Below are 20,336 nucleotides of genomic sequence, written 5' to 3' on the forward strand. Positions count from 1 at the left end.
CACCCGGGCGGCATGTCGGCAGAGGCTATCGGATGGACGGGAGCCCTTGTTCACCGGCCGTTCACGGCCCGGCCCACGGGGGCTGCCCCGGCCTTTGCCGCGATCATCATCGGGGATCGCGGGCCCGGCCGACAAACCGTGGGCGCAGGCCCGGGCGGAAGCCTCCGAAGAGGCGCGAGCTGTCACCCTACGCGGCTGCCCCCGCCGGGGCACAGCCGCGGACGACGCGGGCCGGCGCACGGCCTCGTGCCCAGGGCTCCACCCCGACGCCCCGCACCAGCGGCGCGACGACCGGCGCCGGCACGGCGCCCTTAGGGTGGACGACCATGACCTGGCTGATCACCGGCGGAGCCGGATACATCGGGGCGCACGTGGCACGGGCCATGGCCGGCGCCGGGGAGAGCGTCGTGGCGCTGGACGACATGTCGGCGGCGGTGCCCGAGCGGCTCCCGGCGGACGTCCCGCTCGTGCGGGGCTCGACGCTGGACGGCCGGCTGCTGAAGGACGTCTTCGCGGAGTACGGCGTCACGGGCGTCGTCCACCTGGCGGCGCGCAAGCAGGTCGCCGAGTCGGTGGCCCAGCCCACTCGCTACTACCGGGAGAACGTGGGCGGCCTCGCCACGCTGCTGGACGCGGTCGCCGAGGCGGGGATCGGCCGGCTGCTGTTCTCCTCGTCGGCGGCCGTGTACGGCAACCCGGACGTGGACCTGATCACGGAGGACACCCCGTGCGCGCCGGTCAACCCCTACGGCGAGACCAAGCTGGCCGGGGAGTGGCTGGTACGGGCGGCCGGAAAGGCACACGGAATCTCCACGGTCTGCCTGCGCTATTTCAACGTGGCGGGCGCCGCCGCACCCGAGCTGGCGGACACGGGCGTGTTCAACATCGTGCCGATGGTCTTCGACCGGCTCACCCGTGACGAGGCCCCGCGGATCTTCGGCGCCGACTACCCGACCCCGGACGGCACCTGCGTCCGGGACTACATCCACGTGGCCGACCTCGCCGAGGCCCACCTCGCGGCGGCGCGGCGGCTCGCCGACGGCGGCCTGGCCGGCGATCTGACGCTGAACATCGGGCGGGGCGAGGGCGTCTCCGTACGCGAGCTGATCACTCTCCTCGGTGAGGTCACCGGGGACCGCCGGGAGCCGGTGGTGGAGGGGCGCCGGCCCGGGGACGCGCCGCGTGCGGTCGCCTCGGCCGAGCGGGCCGCCGAGCAGCTGGGCTGGCGGGCCGCGCGCGGGGTGCGCGAGATGGTCGAGTCGGCCTGGCAGGGCTGGCGGCTGCACCACGGCGGCTGAGTCGGGCCGAGGTCCCCACCCGCCCTGACCTGCGGAACGTTTCCGCAGGTCAGGGCACATGACAACGGTGTTCAGTACCGCGTTGCCCCATACCCCCCGCCCGTAGTTCACTGGGCCCTGCCGGACGGACACGAAAGGGCGGTTGTCATGGGGGCAGGGCACGACCACGGGCACGCGCACAGCCATGCGCCGCCCACGGGCACGGCCGCGGCCGCGTACCGGGGCCGGTTGCGGATCGCGCTGGGGATCACGCTCACGATCATGGTCGTGGAGATCGTCGGCGGCCTGGTCGCGGACTCGCTCGCACTGATCGCGGACGCGGCCCACATGGCGACCGACGGGGTGGGCCTCGGCATGGCCCTGCTCGCGATCCACTTCGCCAACCGGCCGCCGAGCACCAACCGCACCTTCGGCCTGGCCCGCGCCGAGATCCTGGCCGCCCTGGCCAACTGCCTGCTGCTGCTCGGGGTCGGCGGATACGTCCTGTACGAGGCGGTCGAGCGGTTCATGACCCCCGCGGACACCCGCGGCGGCCTGATGGTCGTGTTCGGCCTGATCGGCCTGGTCGCCAACAGCATCTCGCTGACCCTGCTGATGCGCGGGCAGAAGGAGAGCCTGAACGTACGGGGCGCCTTCCTGGAGGTGGCCGCGGACGCGCTGGGCTCGGTCGCGGTGCTGATCTCGGCCTCGGTGATCCTGACGACGGGCTGGCAGGCCGCCGACCCGATCGCCTCGCTGGTCATCGGCGTGATGATCGTGCCGAGGACGCTGAAGCTGCTGCGCGAGACGCTGGACGTGCTGCTGGAGGCGGCCCCGAAGGACGTCGACATGGCCGAGGTGCGGGCGCACATCCTGGCGCTGGACGGCGTGGAGGACGTACACGACCTGCACGCCTGGACGATCACCTCCGGCATGCCGGTGCTGTCGGCACATGTGGTGGTCACCTCGGAGGTGCTCAGCGCGGTGGGCCACGAGAAGCTGCTGCACGAGCTGCAGGGCTGCCTAGGCGACCACTTCGACGTGGAGCACTGCACCTTCCAGCTGGAGCCGGGCGGACACGCGGAGCACGAGGCACGCCTGTGCCACTGACGGTACGCACAGGTGTTCGACACCCGCCCCGTGCGGTTCCGTGATCGCCTGACCGGGCACGATGATCTACCGGGTCCGCCTTCCGGTGCGGCGCCGCGCGCGGACGTGCCGGGAAGTGCCGGGAGTGCCGGATTCGTACGGCAGACTTGGGGTGCGAAGACCGAGGCGAAGGATGGGTATGCCGATCACACCTGCCACCGCGACGCACAGCTCGTCGAATGGCACCGCAGAGGCGATTTTGCTGGAACTGGTCGACGAGAAGGGTGTGACGATCGGTACAGCGGAGAAGCTCGCCGCCCACCAGCCGCCGGGACAGCTGCACCGCGCGTTCTCGGTGTTCCTCTTCGACGAGCAGGGCCGGCTGCTGCTGCAGCAGCGGGCGCTCGGCAAGTACCACTCCCCCGGTGTGTGGTCCAACACCTGTTGCGGGCACCCCTATCCGGGCGAGGCGCCGTTCGCCGCCGCGGCCCGGCGCACGTTCGAGGAACTGGGTGTGTCGCCCTCGCTGCTGGCGGAGGCGGGCACGGTCCGCTACAACCACCCGGACCCGGCCTCGGGCCTGGTCGAGCAGGAGTACAACCATCTGTTCGTCGGCCTGGTGCAGGCGCGGCTCGCGGCGGACCCGGAGGAGGTCGAGGCCACGGCCTTCGTGACGGCGGCCGAGCTGGCGGAGCGGCATGTCCGTGACCCGTTCTCGGCCTGGTTCATGACCGTTCTGGACGCGGCCCGTCCGGCGATCCGGGAGCTGACGGGCCCGTCCGCGGGCTGGTGAGCGGATCCCGCGGCAGGGCCGCCTGCGCGTGCGGCGCTACGGCAGCGTCGCGGGCTTGAGCGGCAGCGCGGCCCAGATCACCTTGCCGCCGCTCGCCGTGTGCTCCACGTCGACCGTGCCGCCCGCCTCCCGTGCCACCTCGCGGACCAGGAGCAGGCCCCGGCCGCCGGTCTGGCCGTGGTCGGCCTCCAGGGCGGTCGGGCGGTAGGGGTGGTTGTCCTCCACGGACACCCGCACCCACTCGGCTCCGACGGCGACCTCCACGGCCAGCACCGGCGACAGCAGCGCCGCGTGCCTCACCGCGTTGGTGACCAGCTCGGAGACGATCAGCAGCAGGCCGTACTCCAGCTCGTCGGAGACCGGCACGCCCTGGCGCAGCAGCAGGTCCCGGACCGCGTGCCGGGCCTGCGGGACCGAGGCGTCCACCGCGGCGGCGGTGAACCGCCAGACGCCTTCGTACGGCAGTGGATCGGGAGGCGGCGCGGCCTCCCCCGCTGGGCGTGGGCCGTCCCCGCGCCCGTGGTCGTCCATCGTCCGGTCGCCACCCTCGCGCTCGATTGTCACCACACGTCGAGTGTTGGTAACGATGCGCGGCCGCCTTTGTACCTGAACACAAGTCAGCGTGTATCGAGCGGTTCATGACCGAGTGCGTATGACACGGTCACGTGTGGGACTGTTCCTGACCCCCCTGCGCCGCTTCCCGAACTAATCAGGTCGTACGGGTTTGGGCTAGTGCTGGTCGGAGACGAGCCCGACGACCCGGTGTCCGCTGTAGCCGGCGGCCAGGAGGGCGAGGCCGTCGAAGAGCAGGGCGAGCGAGAAGAAGGCGCCGATGACGTACTGGCTGCTGCCCGGCCAGGAGGCGAGGACCAGGATCCCGATCAGCAGGTCGAAGGCGCCGAGGAGCAGGGTCCAGCCGAACTGCGGACCGCGTACGACCAGGCTGCCGACCAGCCGGAAGAGGCCCGCGGAGAGGAACAGCAGCGCGGCGAACATGGTGAGCGCGGCGGCCGCCGCGTGCGGCAGGCGGATGACGACGACACCGGCCGCGATGTTCAGCGCCGCGACGATGACGCCGAGCCAGAAGAAGCTGGTGCCTCGGGACTGGATCGCGTGCAGCAGGCCGATGATCCCGCCGATCAGCAGCAGCCAGCCGAACAGCAGCATCGAGGTGAGCGTGGCGACGGCGGTGTAGACCAGTCCGACGACGCCGGCGAGCACGAGGAGCACGCCGAGCACGGCCAGCCAGCTGAAGCCGTGGCGCAGCTTCGTCACCCTGTCCTTGGGCTCACGTGTGCCGAACTTGGCCATCGCCGCCTCCTCGGTCACCGCCGTTTCGCCCCCCTCCCTCCCTATGTGTCCCCACTGGACCGGATCGGTAACGCCGGGGCGAGGTACCCCCCGGGGATCCGGCCCCCGATACCATCCGGCGCATGGAGCCCCAGCTGTCGCACCGTGTCGAAGGCGCTGTCGCCACCGTCGTCATCCACCACCCGGCCAAGCGCAACGCCATGACCGCGGCGATGTGGCGGGCGCTGCCGCCGCTGCTGGACGAGCTGGCGCACGACCCGGCCGTACGGGCGCTGGTGCTCACCGGGGAAGGCGGCACTTTCTGCGCGGGTGCGGACATCTCCACGCTCCGGGGGTCGCCGGACGAGACGCCGGGGCTCGCCGTGGCGGCCGAGGAGGCGCTCGCCGCGTTCCCCAAGCCGACCCTGGCCGCCGTGCGCGGGCACTGCGTGGGCGGCGGGTCGCAGCTGGCGGCGGCCTGCGATCTGCGGCTGGCGGAGGAGGGCGCCCTGTTCGGGGTGACACCGGCGCGGCTCGGCATCGTCTATCCGGCCTCCTCGACCCGTCGGCTGGTGTCGCTGGTCGGTCCCTCCACGGCCAAGTACCTGCTGTTCACGGCCGAGTTGATCGACGCGGGGCGGGCGCTGGCCACCGGGCTGGTGGACGAGGTGCTGCCGGAGGGCGAACTGGGCAAACGGGTCGCGGAGTTGACCCGGATCCTGGCCTCCCGCTCGCTGCTCACCCAGGCCGCCGCGAAGGAGTTCGCGAACGGCAGGACGGACCGGGACGCCCACTGGGCGGCGCAGGCGCGCGGCAGCGGCGACACCGCGGAGGGCGTCGCCGCGTTCCTGGAGCGCCGGCAGCCGCGCTTCAGCTGGACTGCGACAGGATGAAGCGGCTCCGCGCGCGCAGCAGGTCCACGATGTGCGCCGGTGCCTTTTCCGGCGAGCCCGCGTCGTAGGGCGGCTGCGGGTCGTACTCGGTGGCGAGCTGGACCGCCTGGGCGTGCTCGTCGCCGGCGATCCGGCCGAGCAGCGTGAGCCCCATGTCGATGCCGGCGGACACACCGGCCGCGGTGACGTACTTTCCGTCGAGGACGACGCGTTCGCCCGTGGGCTCGGCCCCGAACCCGGTCAGCTGGTCCAGGGCCAGCCAGTGGGAGGTGGCCCGGCGCCCCCTGAGGAGCCCGGCGGCGGCCAGGAGCAGGGAGCCGGAGCAGACGGACGTCGTCCAGGTGCTGGTGGCGTCGGCGGCGCGCAGCCAGTCCAGCAGGGGCTCGTGGTCCATCAGCGCGCTCTGGCCGGGGCCTCCGGACACCAGCACGATGTCGGGTGCGGGCACCTCTGCCAGAGCCTTGTCGGCGTTGAGGGCGAGGGCTCCGGTGTCGGTGCGGACGAGGCCGGCCTCCTCGGCGACGAACACCGTCTCCGCGTCCGGGAGCCTGGACAGGATCTCGTAGGGGCCGACGACGTCGAGGGCGGTGAAGCGGTCGTAGACGACGATGGCGATCTGCATCGGTTGTCCTTCCAGTGGGCGGGTGCGGGCCGGATTCAGTGGGCGGGCGCGGGCCGGAAGCGGCGGCGGTACTCGGCCGGGGCGGTACCGAGGGCCTTGACGAAGGCGCGGCGCATGGCCTCGGGGGTGCCGTAGCCGCCGGCGCGGGCGATCTCCTCGATGCCGTCGGCGGTGTCCTCCAGCAGCCGGCGGGCGTGTTCCAGGCGGACCCGGTCGACGTAGCGGCCGGGTGTCATGCCGGTCTCCTCACGGAAGGCGCGCGCGAAGTGGCGCGGTGACAGCCGGGCCCTGGCGGCGAGCGACTCGACCGTGAGGTCGCCGGCCGGGTGCTCGGTGATCCACCGCTGGACCTCGCGCAGCGGTGCGCGCTGTGCGGTCTGGGCGGCGAGCTGGGCGCTGAACTGCGCCTGGTTGCCGGGCCGGCGCAGGAAGACCACCAGGTGCCGGGCGACGGCGAGGGCGACGTCCCGGTCCAGGTCCTCCTCGACCAGGGCGAGCGCCAGGTCGATGCCGGAGGTCACGCCGGCCGAGGTGGCGACGTGTCCGTCGCGGACGTAGATGGGCTCCGGTTCCACGGCGACGGCCGGGTGGTCGCGGGCGAGCCGGTCGCAGTAGGCCCAGTGGGTCGTCGCCCGGCGCCCGTCGAGGAGCCCGGCGGCGGCGAGCAGGAGGGCGCCCGTGCACACCGAGACCAGGCGCGGTGCGCGCGGGCCGTGGGTGCGCAGCCAGTCGATCAGCCGCGGGTCGGGGGCCCGGGTGCCCTGACCGCCCGGGACCAGCAGGGTGTGCGGGCCGGGGGCCGCGGTGAGCGCCTCGTCCGGTACGAGCGTCAGGCCGGCGGAGGTGCGCACGGGGCCGCCGTCCAGGGAGGCGGTGCGGATCCGGTAGGTGCCCGGCGTGTGCGTCTCGGCGCCGGCGAACACCTCCAGCGGCCCGGTGACGTCGAGGCTCTGGACGCCGTCGAAAAGGACGAAGAGGAGGGTGCGCTGGGGCATGTCCCGATTCTTCGCCGCACGAGGAGTGGCCGCAATGACGTGTTTCCCACCTTTCCTGCCATGGCCGGGGATGAGGGCAGGCCGCTGCCCGAGCCGGGTCCGGCATTCGGCCCGGCGGCCCGCCACGCGCCGCCCTGATCCCCGGTTGTCGGTGTCACCTGCCACAATTGCCGCGCAACCTCAGTGGAGAAGGCGGTACGGGATCGTGACGACACCCGGATCCATCGAAGCAGGATCCATCGAAGGCAGGATCGCCGAGGAGCTCGGCGTACGGGAGCGGCAGGTGAGGGCCGCGGTGGAACTGCTCGACGGCGGTTCGACCGTGCCCTTCATCGCCCGCTACCGCAAGGAAGCGACCGAGATGCTCGACGACGCGCAGCTGCGCACGATCGAGGAGCGGCTGCGCTATCTGCGGGAGCTGGAGGAGCGTCGGGCGGCGATCCTGGAGTCGGTGCGCGAGCAGGGCAAGCTCACCGACGAGCTGGAGGCCCGCATCCGCGGCGCCGAGACCAAGGCGCGGCTGGAGGACGTCTACCTCCCGTACAAGCCCAAGCGGCGCACCAAGGCGCAGATCGCGCGCGAGGCCGGCCTGGAGCCGCTGGCCGAGGGCCTGCTGGGCGACCCCACGGCGGAGCCGGCGGCGGCCGCCGCCGCGTTCGTGGACGCCGGCAAGGGCGTCGCCGACCCGCAGGCCGCCCTGGACGGCGCGCGGGCGATCCTGGCCGAGCGGTTCTCGGAGGACGCCGACCTGATCGGTGAGCTGCGCGAGCGCATGTGGGTGCGCGGACGGCTGGTCGCGAAGGTGCGGGAGGGCAAGGAGGAGGCGGGCGCGAAGTTCGCCGACTACTTCGACTTCGCCGAGCCGTTCACCGAGCTGCCCTCGCACCGCGTCCTGGCGATGCTGCGCGGCGAGAAGGAGGAGGTCCTGGACCTCGTCCTGGAGCCGGAGGAGCCGGCCGAGTCCGCATCGGCTCCCTCCTCGTACGAGGGCATCGTCGCTTCGCGGTTCGGGATCGCCGACCGGGGCCGGCCCGCCGACAAGTGGCTGACGGACACGGTCCGCTGGGCCTGGCGCACCCGGATCCTGGTGCACCTCGGCATCGACCTGCGGCTGCGGCTGCGTACGGCCGCCGAGGACGAGGCGGTGAACGTCTTCGCGGCGAACCTGCGCGACCTGCTGCTGGCCGCCCCGGCCGGCACGCGCGCGACGCTGGGCCTGGACCCCGGTTTCCGCACGGGCGTGAAGGTCGCCGTGGTCGACGCCACGGGCAAGACCGTCGCCACCGACGTCATCCACCCGCATGTCCCGGCCAACAAGTGGGACGAGGCGATCGCCAGGCTCGCGAAGCTCGCCGAGGAGCACGCGGTCGAGCTGGTCGCGATCGGCAACGGCACCGCCTCCCGCGAGACCGACAAGCTCGCCGGTGAACTGATCGCCAGGCACCCGGAGCTGAAGCTCACCAAGGTGATGGTGTCCGAGGCGGGCGCGTCGGTGTACTCGGCGTCGGAGTACGCCTCGCGGGAGCTGCCCGGCATGGACGTGTCGCTGCGCGGCGCGGTGTCCATCGCGCGCCGTCTGCAGGACCCGCTGGCCGAGCTGGTGAAGATCGACCCGAAGTCCATCGGCGTCGGCCAGTACCAGCACGACCTGTCCGAGGTGAAGCTGTCCCGTTCGCTGGACGCGGTGGTCGAGGACTGTGTGAACGGCGTCGGCGTGGACGTCAACACCGCCTCCGTGCCGCTGCTTTCCCGCGTGTCCGGCATCTCCTCCGGCCTGGCCGAGAACATCGTGGCGCACCGGGACGCGAACGGCCCGTTCACGTCCCGCTCCGCGCTGAAGAAGGTCGCCCGGCTCGGTCCGAAGGCGTACGAGCAGTGCGCGGGCTTCCTGCGCATCCGCGGCGGCGACGACCCGCTGGACGCCTCCAGCGTGCACCCCGAGGCCTACCCGGTGGTGCGCCGCATGGTGAAGACGACGGGCCAGGAGGTGGCCTCCCTCATCGGCAACACGGGCGTGCTGCGCTCGCTGAAGCCCGCCGACTTCGTGGACGACACGTTCGGTCTGCCGACCGTGACGGACATCCTGAAGGAGCTGGAGAAGCCGGGCCGCGACCCGCGGCCCGCGTTCAAGACGGCCACCTTCAAGGAGGGCGTGGAGAAGATCTCCGACCTCACCGCCGGGATGGTCCTGGAGGGCGTGGTGACGAACGTGGCGGCCTTCGGCGCGTTCGTGGACGTCGGCGTCCACCAGGACGGCCTGGTGCATGTCTCGGCGATGTCGAAGACGTTCGTCAAGGACCCGCGGGACGTCGCCAAGCCGGGTGACATCGTCAAGGTGAAGGTCCTCGACGTGGACATCCCGCGCAAGCGGATCGCGCTCACGCTGCGCCTGGACGACGAGGCCGCGCCGCAGGGGCCCGGCGGCGGCCGTCAGCAGCGCGGCGGCGGCCCCCGTCCGCCGCAGCAGCGGCAGGGCGCCGGGCAGGGGCAGCGGCAGGGCGCCGGGCAGGGGCAGCGGCAGGGCCGGGGCGGTGACCGGGGCGGCCGTCAGGCCCCGCCCCCGGCCAACAGCGCGATGGCGGACGCGCTGCGCCGGGCCGGGCTGCTGGACCCGAAGAAGCGGTGACCCCGCGGGGCCGCTGACACGGCACCCTCCCCTGGCGGAGGGTGCCTTCGTCCAGCCCCTGCGCTAGCGCTCCGTCACCTTCCCGTCCGCGACCTCCAGCCGCCGGGTCACCCGGACCGCGTCCAGCATGCGCCGGTCGTGGGTGACCAGGAGCAGGGTGCCCGCGTAGGAGTCGAGGGCCGACTCCAGCTGTTCGATGGCGGGCAGGTCGAGGTGGTTCGTCGGCTCGTCGAGGACGAGGAGGTTGACCCCGCAGCCTTGGAGGAGGGACAGGGCGGCGCGGGTGCGCTCGCCCGGGGAGAGGGTCGCGGCCGGGCGCAGCACATGCTCGGACTTCAGGCCGAACTTGGCGAGCAGCGTGCGCACGTCCCCCGGCTCGGTGTCGGGGACGGCCGCGCAGAACGCGTCCAGCAGGGTCTCGGGTCCGTGGAACAGCTTGCGGGCCTGGTCGACCTCGCCGACCAGCACACCGGAGCCGAGCGCGGCGTGTCCGGAGTCGAGCGGGACGCGGCCGAGGAGCGCGCCGAGCAGGGTCGACTTGCCGGCGCCGTTCGCCCCGGTGACCGCGACCCGGTCCGCCCAGTCGATCTGCAGGCAGACCGGGCCGAAGGTGAAGTCGCCGCGCCGCACCTCGGCGTCCCGCAGGGTCGCCGCCACCGCGCCGGAGCGCGGCGCGGTGGCGATCTCCATGCGCAGCTCCCACTCCTTGCGCGGCTCCTCGACCGTCTCCAGGCGTTCGATCATGCGCTGGGTCTGCCGTGCCTTGGCGGCCTGCTTCTCGCTGGCCTCGCTGCGGAACTTGCGGCCGATCTTGTCGTTGTCGTTGCCGGCCTTGCGCCGGGCGTTCTTCACGCCCTTGTCCATCCAGGACCGCTGCATCTGCGCGCGGTCCTGGAGGGCGGCCCTCTTGTCGGCGTACTCCTCGTACTCCTCGCGGGCGTGCCGGCGGGCGACGTCGCGTTCCTCCAGGTAGGCCTCGTAGCCGCCGCCGTAGAGGCTGATCTGCCGCTGGGCGAGGTCGAGTTCGAGGACCTTGGTGACGGTGCGGGTGAGGAACTCGCGGTCGTGGCTGACGACGACCGTGCCGGCGCGCAGCCCGCAGACGAAGCGTTCCAGGCGCTCCAGGCCGTCCAGGTCGAGGTCGTTGGTGGGCTCGTCCAGGAGGAAGACGTCGTAGCGGGACAGCAGCAGCGAGGCGAGCCCGGCGCGGGCCGCCTGGCCGCCGGACAGGGCGGTCATCGGCTGGTCCAGGCCGATGGCGAGGCCGAGGGAGTCGGCGACCTCCTCCGCGCGCTCCTCCAGGTCGGCGCCGCCGAGGCCGAGCCAGCGCTCCAGGGCCGTGGCGTAGGCGTCGTCGGCGCCGGGCGCGCCGTCCACGAGTGCCTGGGTGGCCTCGTCCATGACGCGCTGCGCCTCGGCGACACCCGTACGGCGGGCCAGGAACTCCCGGACCGTCTCCCCCGGCCTGCGCTCCGGCTCCTGCGGCAGATGGCCGACGGTGGCGGTCGGCGGGGACAGACGGAGTTCGCCCTGTTCCGGCGGGGTGAGTCCGGCGAGGAGCTTGAGCAGGGTGGACTTGCCCGCGCCGTTGGCGCCCACGAGACCGATCACGTCGCCGGGCGCGACCACGAGGTCCAGCCCGGAGAAGAGGGAGCGGTCGCCGTGGCCGGCGGCGAGGTTCTTGGCGACGAGGGTGGCAGTCATCAGGAGGCAGATCCTAACGGGCCGCTCTCCCCGTCTCCGTCGCGGTTTTGGCCGGTGACCGGCGCCGTGAGCACGCCTCCGGTCGTGCGGGCGACGACGAACGCCTCCCCCTTGACCGCCTTCGGGGCGAGGGGGACGCGGTGCCGGCCGGGCTCCAGGACGCCGTCGAAGACCTCGCGCACCCGGGTGCGGTAGAGCCGGTCGAGGCGGTAGGCGGTGATCCGTACCCGGCACGCGGAGGTCACTTCCACGTCCGCCGTGCTGCCGGCGGCGGTCAGCCCGGTGAGCCGGCGCTGCGGGAGCGGGCTGCGGTCCAGGGCGTGCTCGATCTGGGCGACGAGCAGCGGCACGATGGGGGCCAGCCCGTCCACGCGGGCGACCTCGACGCCGGCCCGGTCGAAGGCCTCCAGCACGGCGGACCGGTCGGCCTCGCCGACCGCGCGGCCGAAGGCGACCGCGCCGTAGCCGCGCAGCTCCTCGGCGGGCACGGCCCGGGCGTCCTGGGTGATGTCGGCGCCGATGCCGATGGTGCGCAGCGCGGCGGCCAGCCTGGCCAGCACCGCGACCCGGGCGCCGATCAGCAGCACCCGCCGGCGGGGCGCGACGGAGCCCTCCCTCAGGGCGCCGAGTGCCGCGCGGTACTCGGCACCGTGGAAGCGGAACGGTCCTATGCCGTGGTAGCCGTTGAGCTGCAGGTCGGCGCGCTCCTCCGTCTGCCAGGCGAAGTCCCGCCAGATGTAGTCCTCGCCGTCGTGCTCGATGACGGCGGTGACCGCTCCGCAGGCCAGGTCCGCGCACTCGGGGCAGCCGTAGATGACGAACCGGCCTTCCGGGAGCGGCGGTTCGGCCTCCAGGAGCAGCGCGCGCACCTGCTCGGTGAAGATGGCGGGCGGGATGTCCGAGGCGAGCGGGGAGACGGCGTCGAGGTCGGACAGCCGGAACAGCAGCGGACGGCCGTCCACGACGAAGTCCACGAAGTCGCGGTGCGCCTGGTAGCCGCCGTCGGCGAGCACACCGCCGGCGCGGGTCGCCGGTGCCAGGCCGAAGGTCGCGTATGCGGCAGACATGCTGTGAGTATCCCCACGCCGGCCCGGATCTGAGCCCGGCGGGACACAGTCGGCCGGAGTGGGCCTATCGTCCTGGCGTGGACAGCGAGCCGAGTGACGAAGTGATCGTGGTCGGGAGCGGGGTCGCCGGGCTGACGACGGCCGTGGTGCTGGCCGAGTCCGGGCGCCGGGTCCGGGTGTGGGCGCGGGAGCCCGCCGAGCGTACGACCTCGGCGGTCGCCGGCGGTCTGTGGTGGCCGTACCGCATCGAACCCGAGCCCCTGGTCGGCGCGTGGGCGCTCGCGTCCCTCACCGTGTACGAGGAGCTGGCGCGGCGGCCGCAGGAGACGGGCGTACGCCTGGTCGACGGCGTACACCGGGGGGCCCGGCTGGACGGGCTCGGCGCGTGGGCGGGCCGGGTGGCGGGGCTGCGGGCCGTCGCCGAGGGGCTGGCGGCGCGGCTGCCGCTGATCGACATGCCGGTGCATCTGGCCTGGCTGCGGGAGCGGCTCGTCGAGGCGGGGGGCGTGGTGGAGGTTCGCGAGGTGCCCGCCCTCGCCGCCGTACCGGCGCCGGTCGTGGTCAACTGCACGGGTCTGGGGGCGCGTTCGCTGGTGCCGGACCCGGCGGTGCGTCCGGTGCGCGGGCAGCTGGTGGTGGTGGAGAACCCGGGGATCACGACGTGGTTCACGTCCGTCGAGCACGCCTCGGACGCCTCCACGTACTTCATGCCGCAGCCGGGCGGGCTGCTGCTGGGCGGTACGGCGGAGGACGACGACTGGTCCCTTCGCCCGGACCCGGCCACCGCCGCGGCGATCGTGGCCCGGTGCGCGGCGGTCCGGCCGGAGATCGCGCGGGCCCGGGTGCTGGGCCACCGGGTGGGGCTGCGGCCGGCCCGGGACGCGGTACGGCTGGAACGGCAGCGACTGGCCGACGGCCGCGTCCTGGTGCACAACTACGGGCACGGCGGGGCCGGGATCACCGTGGCGTGGGGGTGTGCCCGTCAGGCGGCCGAGCTGGCGTTCCCGGCCGCCTGACGGGGCTCAGGGCGGGGGCGCCGGGGGCGCCGGCGGGGTGCCGCCCGGACCGCCGCGCGCCGCCCCTCGGGGTCCCCCAGGCCTTGGGGCACCGGGGGAGACACGACCCGCCCGTGGCCACGGCGCGCACGCGGTCGCACCGCGCAGGGGCGCGGGAACCCGCGCGGCCGGGGCCACGACGGACCCGCGCCCGGCGACGCTCAGGACCCCCGACGGCGCGATCCCGCAGGACCCCTCGCCCGCCGGACGGCCCACGCCTCGCCGCGCCTACATCGGGACGTGCTCGGCGGCGCGCGGTGCACGGACGCCGTTCAAGGTCCTCGGCGCGGGAGCCGTACCGGCCGTACCGGCCGTGGCCCGGGCGAACGCCGGTGCGCCGCCGACCAGCGGGAGACTCGCCCCCGTACCGGACAGGTCGATCGTCAGGGCCGGCTTCGTCGACGGCGGGTCGATCAGGTCCTTGTCCGTGCCCGCGATGATCAGGGCGAGCCGGTGTCCCCGGGGGACGACATGGTCGGTGGCCGCCAGACGCAAGGTCATCGTGTACGCCTTGCCCGGGGTGAGCGGGACGCCCTTGGCGAGGGAGGCGTGGTGGCCGAGGTCGGCCCAGCCGCGGCTGAACACGGTGTAGTCGACCCTGGCGGTCTTGGCCCTGGTCTCCTTGAAGCAGGCGCTGTCCCCGGCCGTGCTCGCGCCCCAGCAGGTGCGGTCGGTGAGCGTGGTGATGCCCTCGTCCGCGTCCGCGTAGTCGCGGATCGTGTCCGGGCCGAGGTCGACCAGGACCGCGGAGAGGTGGGCCGAGGTGGTGGTCGGGGTCGCGGTCACCGTCACCGTGGACGAACCGGACAGGCGCAGGTCCCGGGTGAGCGGCGCGGTGAGGAAGCCGGTCTTCTCGGCCGTGGGCGTGGTCAGGTGCGCGGCCCAGTCGGTCTCGCTCTGCTTCGGGTCGTCGGTGAAGCTCTCGGTGCCGGCGGCCGGGCGCAGGCCGAGCGTGCCGACGCCGGCCCGGGTGCCGGGCGCCGGGTGCAGGACGGTGGCGCGGGCGGTCTGCGGGGGCCAGACGCGGGAGGTGACCCACTGGTCGGGGTGGCGTTCGATGTCGGCCATCGGCTCACGGTCGATACCGTTGTCGTAGCCGAGGAGTTCGTGGTCGAACCAGCGGTGCAGGGTGTCGACCCAGGCGCCGCGCCGGTAGTCGAACGGGTCGACGTGCCCGGTCTGCGACAGCCAGATCTTGCGCTGCACACCGTGCCCGGCCAGGGCGTCCCACCACTGGCCGAAGTGCTTGGTGCGGACGTTGAGGTCCTGCATGCCGTGCACCAGGAACACGCTGGCGCGCACCTTCGCCGCGTCCCTGACGTAGTCCCGCTCGTTCCACAGCCCGGTCCAGTCGCCGCTGCGCGGGCTGCCGTCGGCGAGTCTCCTCTGTACGGCGGCGCAGTGGGCGTGCGCCGCGTCGCTCTCGACGTAGCCGGCCAGTTCGGCGGGGCCGCCGTCGTACAGCGGGGCGCCCTGTGCGAAGTAGTAGTCGTACCAGGAGGAGATGCCGCTGATCGGGACGATCGTCTTCAGGCCTTCGACACCGGTGGCGGCTACCCCGTTGGCGATCGTGGCGTCCCAGCTCTTGCCGATCATGCCGGTGCTGCCGTTGCTCCAGGTGGCCTTGACGGTCCTGGCCCCGGTCCGGCTCGTGTACGCCGTGGCGCGGCCGTTCAGCCAGTCGATGACGGCCTTCGCGGACCGGATGTCGGAGCGGCCGCCGACGTCGACGCAGCCGTCGGAGCGGTTGGTGCCGGCGAGGTCGACGCCGACGAAGGCGTAGCCGCGGGGCACGAAGAAGTTGTCGTAGAAGAGCGGCATCCGGACGACGTGGCCCTGTGCGTCGTACGTCTTCTTCTGGCTCTCGTTGCCGCGTCCGCAGCAGGAGTAGTAGGGGCTGGCGTCCATGATGACGGGCACCTTGCGGCCCTGGCGGGCGGGTTCGGCGGGCCGGACGATGTCGGCGGCGACGCGGTCGGTCCTCCCGTCGCCGTCCTCGTCGAGGCCGGTGTCCACCCACACGGACTCGCGGACGGCGTGGGCGTAGGAGTAGACGGGCCGGCTCTCGCGGGTGGTCCGGCCCGCGCCGGTGGCGCCCTGTGCGGCGGCGGGGGTGAGGAAAGCGGCCGTCAGGAGGGCGGCGACCGCGGTGGCGAGCGTTCTCCAGATCGTGAAGCGCGTTCTCATCGGCGTGCGAAGTGGCATGCGCGGACGGTACTCCGGTCAACTCCCTGGCAGAAGGGTGATTTCCGGCGTCTCGCGTGTCGCGTGACGGCTGAATGGCGATCGTGTGACAGCGGGGGCCATGGACAGGTCAGGGGCCTCAGGGACTGAATAGGCTCCGTACAGAGTTCTCCGAACGGACCTGCAGTCCTGACGACTTGGAGCTGACGTGCACCGCAGAATCATCGCGCCGGGCGCGCTCGCGGCGGCCTCCCTCCTGCTGGCGATCCCGGCATCGGCCGCGAGCTACTCCCCCGGCGCGCCGGGCATCGGCGACCCCTACTACCCCGACTACGGCAACGGCGGCTACGACGTCTCCCACTACGACCTGAGGCTGCAGTACCAGCCGAAGACGGACGAGTTGCAGGGCACGGCGACGATCCTGGCGCGGACCACGCAGGACCTGTCCAGCTTCGACCTGGACTTCCTGCTGGACGTGAGCGAGGTACGGGTCAACGGCGCCAAGGCCGCCTTCACGTCCTCCGGGCAGCACGAACTGGTCGTCACACCGAAGACCCCGCTGGCCAAGGGCACGCCGGTCACCGTCGTCGTCCGCTACAGCGGTGTGCCGTCCACGAAGGCCGCCTACGGTTTCACCGCCTGGCACCGCACGCCCGACGGCGCGGTCGCGGCCGACGAGCCCGAGGCCGCCTGGTGGTGGTTCCCGAGCAACGACCACCCGAGCGACAAGGCCACCTACGACGTCTCGGTGGCCGTGCCGGACGACACCCAGGCGATCTCCAACGGCACCCTGCAGGCGACGAGTTCGAAGCTCGGCTGGACCCGCTACAGCTGGCGGCAGAACAAGCCGCAGGCGACGTATCTGGCCACGCTCGCCGTCGGCAGGTTCGACATCACGACCAGTACCTCCGACGGCGGGGTGCCGGTCGTCAACGCCTACAGCAAGGACCTCGGCGACAACGACGGGGCCGCGCGGGCGAGCGTGGAGCGCACCGGCGAGCTCGTCGACTGGCTGAGCGGCTACTTCGGGCCGTATCCGTTCAGTTCGGCCGGCGGGTACGTGCCGAACACCACCACCGGGTACGCGCTGGAGACCCAGGGCCGCGTCTACTACAGCCCGAAGCAGTTCGCGAAGGGCTCCAACGCCTCGGTGGTCGTGCACGAGCTGGCCCACCAGTGGTACGGCGACGACGTGTCGGTGAAGGACTGGAAGGACATCTGGCTCAACGAGGGCTTCGCGACGTACGCCCAGTGGCTGTGGTCCGAGCACGAGGGCGAGGGCACCACGCGGCAACTCGCCGACTACGTGTACGCCTCCCACCCGGCCGACGACGCCTTCTGGACGGTCAAGCCGGGGGACCCGGGCCCGGACAACCAGTTCGACGGCGCCGTCTACGACCGGGGCGCGCTCGCCATCCAGGCGCTGCGGGACGAGATCGGCGACGACGCGTTCTTCCGCGTCCTGAAGGGCTGGCCGCAGGAGCACGCGTACGGCAACGCCTCGGTCGCCGACTTCCAGAGGTACGCCGAGCAGGTGTCCGGCAAGCCGCTCTCGGCGCTGTTCGACACCTGGCTGTTCCAGCCGTCGAAGCCGGCCGCGTCCGCGGCCCGGTCCCTGGCGAAGGCGCACGCGCCGGTGGCCCGGCCGAAGTCGTGGAAGAAGGTCGAGGCGGCGCACGACGCGCACGCCACGCCCGGGCACTGACCCGGCGCGGTCTAGGGTCTCGGCGCCGTCGCCCGCTTCAGCAGCTCGTCCCGGCCTATCGACTCCGCCCGGGAGGCCGGGACCGTGCAGGCGTGGGCGCCCGCGACGGCGCCGTAGCGGGCGCACGTCTCGGGCGGCTCGCCGCCGAGGCGGCCGTAGAGGAACGCGGCGGCGAAGGCGTCGCCCGCGCCGTTGGAGTCCACCACCGGCGCGGGCGGCACCGCCGCGGGGACGTGGGACAGCTCGCCGTCGGCCAGCAGGTACGCGCCCTCGGCCCCGGCGGTGGCGACGACGGCCTCGGCCCGGCCCCGCTCGGCGATGCGCCGCATGGTCCGCTCGGGGTCGGTCAGCGCGGCGGCCGACAGGAAGACGACGTCCGCCGCGTGGGCGAACGGCTCGTGGTACGGGTTCTCCCCGTCCCAGTCGTGCAGGTCGGTGGAGAGCGGGATGCCCGTCGCGGCCAGCACGGGCAGGGCGTCGGCGCAGGGCTGGGTGATCGTGACGTGGACGTGCCGGCTCGTCCCGGCGAGCGTGCGCAGCGTCTGGGGCGGGAAGCGGTCGCCGGGGCGGGCGCGGCTGGTGTCGTACAGGGACAGGCGGCGGCCGTCCGGGCCGACGAGGTTGACCGCCCGTCTGGTGCCGGCGGGCTGCGGGAGCGCGGTCAGTGCGATGCCGTGCTCGCGGTGCAGGGAGCGCACGAGGTCGCCCTCGGGGTCGTCGCCGAGCAGATCGAGGTGGTGGGTGCGCAGGCCGAGTGCGGCGAGGCCCAGCGCGACGAAGTCGCCGGTCTGTCCGGCCCGGGTGCGGATCCCGGAGTCGATCATGTAGCTGTCGGCGTAGGGCAGGGGGAGCTGGGGGACCTGGATGATCGTGTCCACGCCGGCTCCGCCCAGCACCAGGACATCCGCCGCACCGCCGCGCTGGGTCATCCGGCGCCGTCCCCGTGGTCGTAGACCGTCACCGCTATCCCCCGTTTCACCAGTCGCTCGTCGATGAGCGGTGCCACGCGGGACCACCTGCCGCCCGCCAGACCGCAGCCTATGCGGGGCATGTGCACGGACGCACCGAGTCCGGCCACTTCGCCGGCGAGGGTGGTCAGCGCGGTGTCGATCGCCTCGTAGCGCACGGGGACGCCCTTGCTGCCCCTTCTGGTGCCGCGCTGGCCGATCATGTTGGCCACCCACACATACGGCTCGACCCGGACCAGCTGCACCGCGCCCAGGGCGAAGTCGTTCCGCGCGCGGTCGCGGTGCCAGGCGCGGTATGCCGCCTCCGGCTGGGGCCAGCGGCGCGAGAGCGCGAGCACGAAGCCCTTCCCCCAGCCGCCGATGTCGTTGCAGACATGGGCGATCACCTTGACGCCCTTGACCGACGGCACGGTGGCGTCACCCCGGACATACGTGATCTCCGACATGACGCCACCGTAGGCGATGCCACGGACAGTGGCGGAGGGCTCCCGGGCCGCTACTCCGTCAGCCCGGACAGCTCCCGGTCGGTGTTGCGCGACACGCGGCGGCGCACGCCGAACCAGCCGGCGACCAGCATGAGGGCGATCACCGGGATCAGCAGGATGGTCTTCCGGCCGACGTCGGGGTCGTTCCACATCATGCCGAGGCAGACCAGCAGGAACACGATCGTGGCGATCTCGGTGACCGGGCTGAACTTCAGCTGGAAGTGCGGCCGGGTCGCCAGGCCGGCGCGGGCGCGGCGGACGAAGATCATGTGACAGAGCATGATGATCACCCAGGTGCTGATGATGCCGAGGGAGGCGACGTTCAGCACGATCTCGAAGGCCTGGCTGGGCACCAGGTAGTTCAGGCCGACGCCGAGGACACAGACCGCGCAGGTCAGCAGGATGCCGCCGTAGGGGACCTGGCTGCGGTTCATCCGCGCGGTGAACTTCGGGGCGGAGCCCGCCATGGCCATGGAGCGCAGGATGCGGCCGGTGGAGTACAGACCGGAGTTCAGCGAGGACATGGCGGCGGTCAGCACGACCAGGTTCATCACGTCGCCGGCCGCCGGAACGCCGATCTTGGACAGCACGGTCACGAACGGGCTCTGGTCGGCGGAGTACACCGAGCCGGGCAGCAGCAGGGCCAGCAGCACGACCGAGCCGACGTAGAACAGGCCCACCCGCCACATGATCGAGTTCACCGCGCGCGGGACGACCTTCTCCGGCTCGGCGGTCTCGCCGGCGGCGACGCCGACCAGTTCCAGGGCGGCGTAGGCGAAGATCACGCCCTGCATGACGAGGACGACCGGCATCATGCCGTGCGGGAAGAGCCCGCCGTTGTCGGTGATCACGCTCAGGCCGGGGGTGTGGCCGCCGACCTTGTGCTGGGTGGCGAGCAGGAAAATGCTGATCAGCATGAAGCCGACGATGGTGGCGACCTTGATGATCGCGAACCAGAACTCCATCTCGCCGAAGATCTTCACCGAGATCAGGTTCACGGCCAGGACCACCGCGAGGGCGATCAGGGCGAGCACCCACTGGGGAATGCTGGTGAACATGGACCAGTAGTGCGTGTAGAGCGCGATCGCGGTGATGTCGGCGATGCCGGTGGTCGACCAGTTCAGGAAGTACATCCAGCCGGCGACATAGGCGCCCTTCTCGCCGAGGAACTCGCGCGCGTAGGACACGAAGGACCCGGAGGACGGGCGGTACAGGACCAGCTCGCCCAGGGCCCGGACGACGAAGAAGGCGAAGACGCCGCAGACCAGGTAGGCCAGGGCGAGCGCCGGGCCCGCGTTGTGCAGGCGGCCGCCGGCGCCCAGGAGGAGTCCGGTGCCGATGGCGCCACCGATGGCGATCATGTTGACGTGGCGGGCCTTGAGGTCCTTGCTGTAACCGGCGTCGCCCGCGTCCGCGGGCGTCCGGGCCACCTCGGGGTGGGTGGTGGCCTGCACCGATTCCACGGTGTCCTTGCTGCTCACGGGTGGTTCCACTTCCTGGTGCGCCCGGGCCTCGTGGGCCCGGGGGTCGTGCAGGGCTCGGCCCGCACCACCCTGTCGAGTCGCGGTACAGACCAAGACAGC

At 72.8% G+C, this 20,336-nt stretch carries 17 protein-coding genes; 7 read left to right on the forward strand and 10 right to left on the reverse strand.

Annotated elements, in window-relative coordinates:
* Positions 1-326: 326 nt before the first annotated feature.
* From galE to idi, 3 genes are all read left to right on the forward strand, one after another.
* Positions 327-1,298, forward strand: a complete 972-nt coding sequence (gene galE / locus IE244_RS26105; RefSeq protein WP_191876009.1) for a UDP-glucose 4-epimerase GalE — start codon at positions 327-329, stop codon at positions 1,296-1,298.
* Between the two features lie 147 nt (positions 1,299-1,445).
* Complete coding sequence (locus IE244_RS26110; protein ID WP_191876010.1) at positions 1,446-2,387, forward strand: cation diffusion facilitator family transporter; 942 nt, start codon at positions 1,446-1,448, stop codon at positions 2,385-2,387.
* Positions 2,388-2,565: 178 nt separating this feature from the next.
* Positions 2,566-3,159, forward strand: coding sequence for an isopentenyl-diphosphate Delta-isomerase (gene idi / locus IE244_RS26115; protein ID WP_191876011.1), 594 nt, complete (start codon positions 2,566-2,568; stop codon positions 3,157-3,159).
* A gap of 36 nt (positions 3,160-3,195) precedes the next feature.
* On the opposite strand, the gene IE244_RS26120 is transcribed toward idi, so the two are convergent.
* Together IE244_RS26120 and IE244_RS26125 are read right to left on the reverse strand one after the other, a co-directional pair.
* Entirely contained in the window at positions 3,196-3,690 is a 495-nt protein-coding gene (locus tag IE244_RS26120) for an ATP-binding protein (RefSeq protein WP_191876088.1), read from the reverse strand.
* A gap of 198 nt (positions 3,691-3,888) precedes the next feature.
* A complete protein-coding gene (locus IE244_RS26125) occupies positions 3,889-4,470 on the reverse strand; it encodes an HdeD family acid-resistance protein (RefSeq protein WP_191876012.1) in 582 nt (193 codons plus the stop codon).
* 122 nt (positions 4,471-4,592) lie between these two features.
* On the opposite strand from IE244_RS26125, the gene IE244_RS26130 reads away from it, so the two are divergent.
* Positions 4,593-5,342 (forward strand): enoyl-CoA hydratase/isomerase family protein, encoded by a 750-nt coding sequence (locus IE244_RS26130; protein ID WP_191876013.1) that lies wholly within the window; start codon positions 4,593-4,595, stop codon positions 5,340-5,342.
* Here the strand turns inward: IE244_RS26130 and IE244_RS26135 are convergent.
* Both IE244_RS26135 and IE244_RS26140 read right to left on the reverse strand, forming a co-directional pair.
* Positions 5,320-5,964: a DJ-1/PfpI family protein gene (locus tag IE244_RS26135; RefSeq protein ID WP_191876014.1), complete on the reverse strand. Its 645-nt coding sequence runs from the start codon at positions 5,962-5,964 to the stop codon at positions 5,320-5,322. The genes IE244_RS26130 and IE244_RS26135 overlap by 23 nt on opposite strands.
* Before the next feature lie 35 nt (positions 5,965-5,999).
* Positions 6,000-6,959 (reverse strand): GlxA family transcriptional regulator, encoded by a 960-nt coding sequence (locus IE244_RS26140; RefSeq protein ID WP_191876015.1) that lies wholly within the window; start codon positions 6,957-6,959, stop codon positions 6,000-6,002.
* A gap of 205 nt (positions 6,960-7,164) precedes the next feature.
* On the opposite strand from IE244_RS26140, the gene IE244_RS26145 reads away from it, so the two are divergent.
* The gene (locus tag IE244_RS26145) at positions 7,165-9,585 is read left to right on the forward strand and encodes a Tex family protein (RefSeq protein ID WP_191876016.1); all 2,421 of its coding nucleotides are present in this window, start codon (positions 7,165-7,167) and stop codon (positions 9,583-9,585) included.
* Positions 9,586-9,648: 63 nt separating this feature from the next.
* Here the strand turns inward: IE244_RS26145 and IE244_RS26150 are convergent, their stop codons facing one another.
* Positions 9,649-11,289: an ABC-F family ATP-binding cassette domain-containing protein gene (locus tag IE244_RS26150; protein ID WP_191876017.1), complete on the reverse strand. Its 1,641-nt coding sequence runs from the start codon at positions 11,287-11,289 to the stop codon at positions 9,649-9,651.
* Positions 11,289-12,356, reverse strand: coding sequence for an oxidoreductase (locus IE244_RS26155; protein WP_191876018.1), 1,068 nt, complete (start codon positions 12,354-12,356; stop codon positions 11,289-11,291). The genes IE244_RS26150 and IE244_RS26155 overlap by 1 nt, the downstream gene beginning before the upstream one ends.
* A 101-nt stretch (positions 12,357-12,457) precedes the next feature.
* Between IE244_RS26155 and IE244_RS26160 the strand changes: the two genes are divergently transcribed.
* Complete coding sequence (locus tag IE244_RS26160) at positions 12,458-13,372, forward strand: FAD-dependent oxidoreductase (protein ID WP_191876089.1); 915 nt, start codon at positions 12,458-12,460, stop codon at positions 13,370-13,372.
* Positions 13,373-13,639: 267 nt separating this feature from the next.
* Here IE244_RS26160 and IE244_RS26165 read toward each other — a convergent pair whose 3' ends face one another.
* Positions 13,640-15,616: a Xaa-Pro dipeptidyl-peptidase gene (locus IE244_RS26165; RefSeq protein WP_191876019.1), complete on the reverse strand. Its 1,977-nt coding sequence runs from the start codon at positions 15,614-15,616 to the stop codon at positions 13,640-13,642.
* Between the two features lie 187 nt (positions 15,617-15,803).
* Here IE244_RS26165 and IE244_RS26170 point away from each other — a divergent pair, with 187 nt between their 5' ends.
* Positions 15,804-17,300 (forward strand): M1 family metallopeptidase, encoded by a 1,497-nt coding sequence (locus IE244_RS26170; protein WP_191876020.1) that lies wholly within the window; start codon positions 15,804-15,806, stop codon positions 17,298-17,300.
* 11 nt (positions 17,301-17,311) lie between these two features.
* Here the strand turns inward: IE244_RS26170 and IE244_RS26175 are convergent, their stop codons facing one another.
* The 3 genes from IE244_RS26175 to IE244_RS26185 are packed head-to-tail and all read right to left on the reverse strand — an operon-like array spanning position 17,312 to position 20,234.
* Positions 17,312-18,229: a PfkB family carbohydrate kinase gene (locus IE244_RS26175; RefSeq protein ID WP_191876021.1), complete on the reverse strand. Its 918-nt coding sequence runs from the start codon at positions 18,227-18,229 to the stop codon at positions 17,312-17,314.
* A complete protein-coding gene (locus IE244_RS26180; RefSeq protein ID WP_191876022.1) occupies positions 18,226-18,714 on the reverse strand; it encodes a macro domain-containing protein in 489 nt (162 codons plus the stop codon). The genes IE244_RS26175 and IE244_RS26180 overlap by 4 nt, the downstream gene beginning before the upstream one ends.
* 50 nt (positions 18,715-18,764) lie before the next feature.
* Positions 18,765-20,234, reverse strand: a complete 1,470-nt coding sequence (locus tag IE244_RS26185; protein WP_191876023.1) for an amino acid permease — start codon at positions 20,232-20,234, stop codon at positions 18,765-18,767.
* Positions 20,235-20,336: the final 102 nt, after the last annotated feature.

Origin of the sequence: Streptomyces filipinensis (assembly GCF_014649495.1) — a bacterium.
In the GTDB taxonomy this organism is placed as follows: Bacteria; Actinomycetota; Actinomycetes; order Streptomycetales; family Streptomycetaceae; genus Streptomyces; species Streptomyces filipinensis.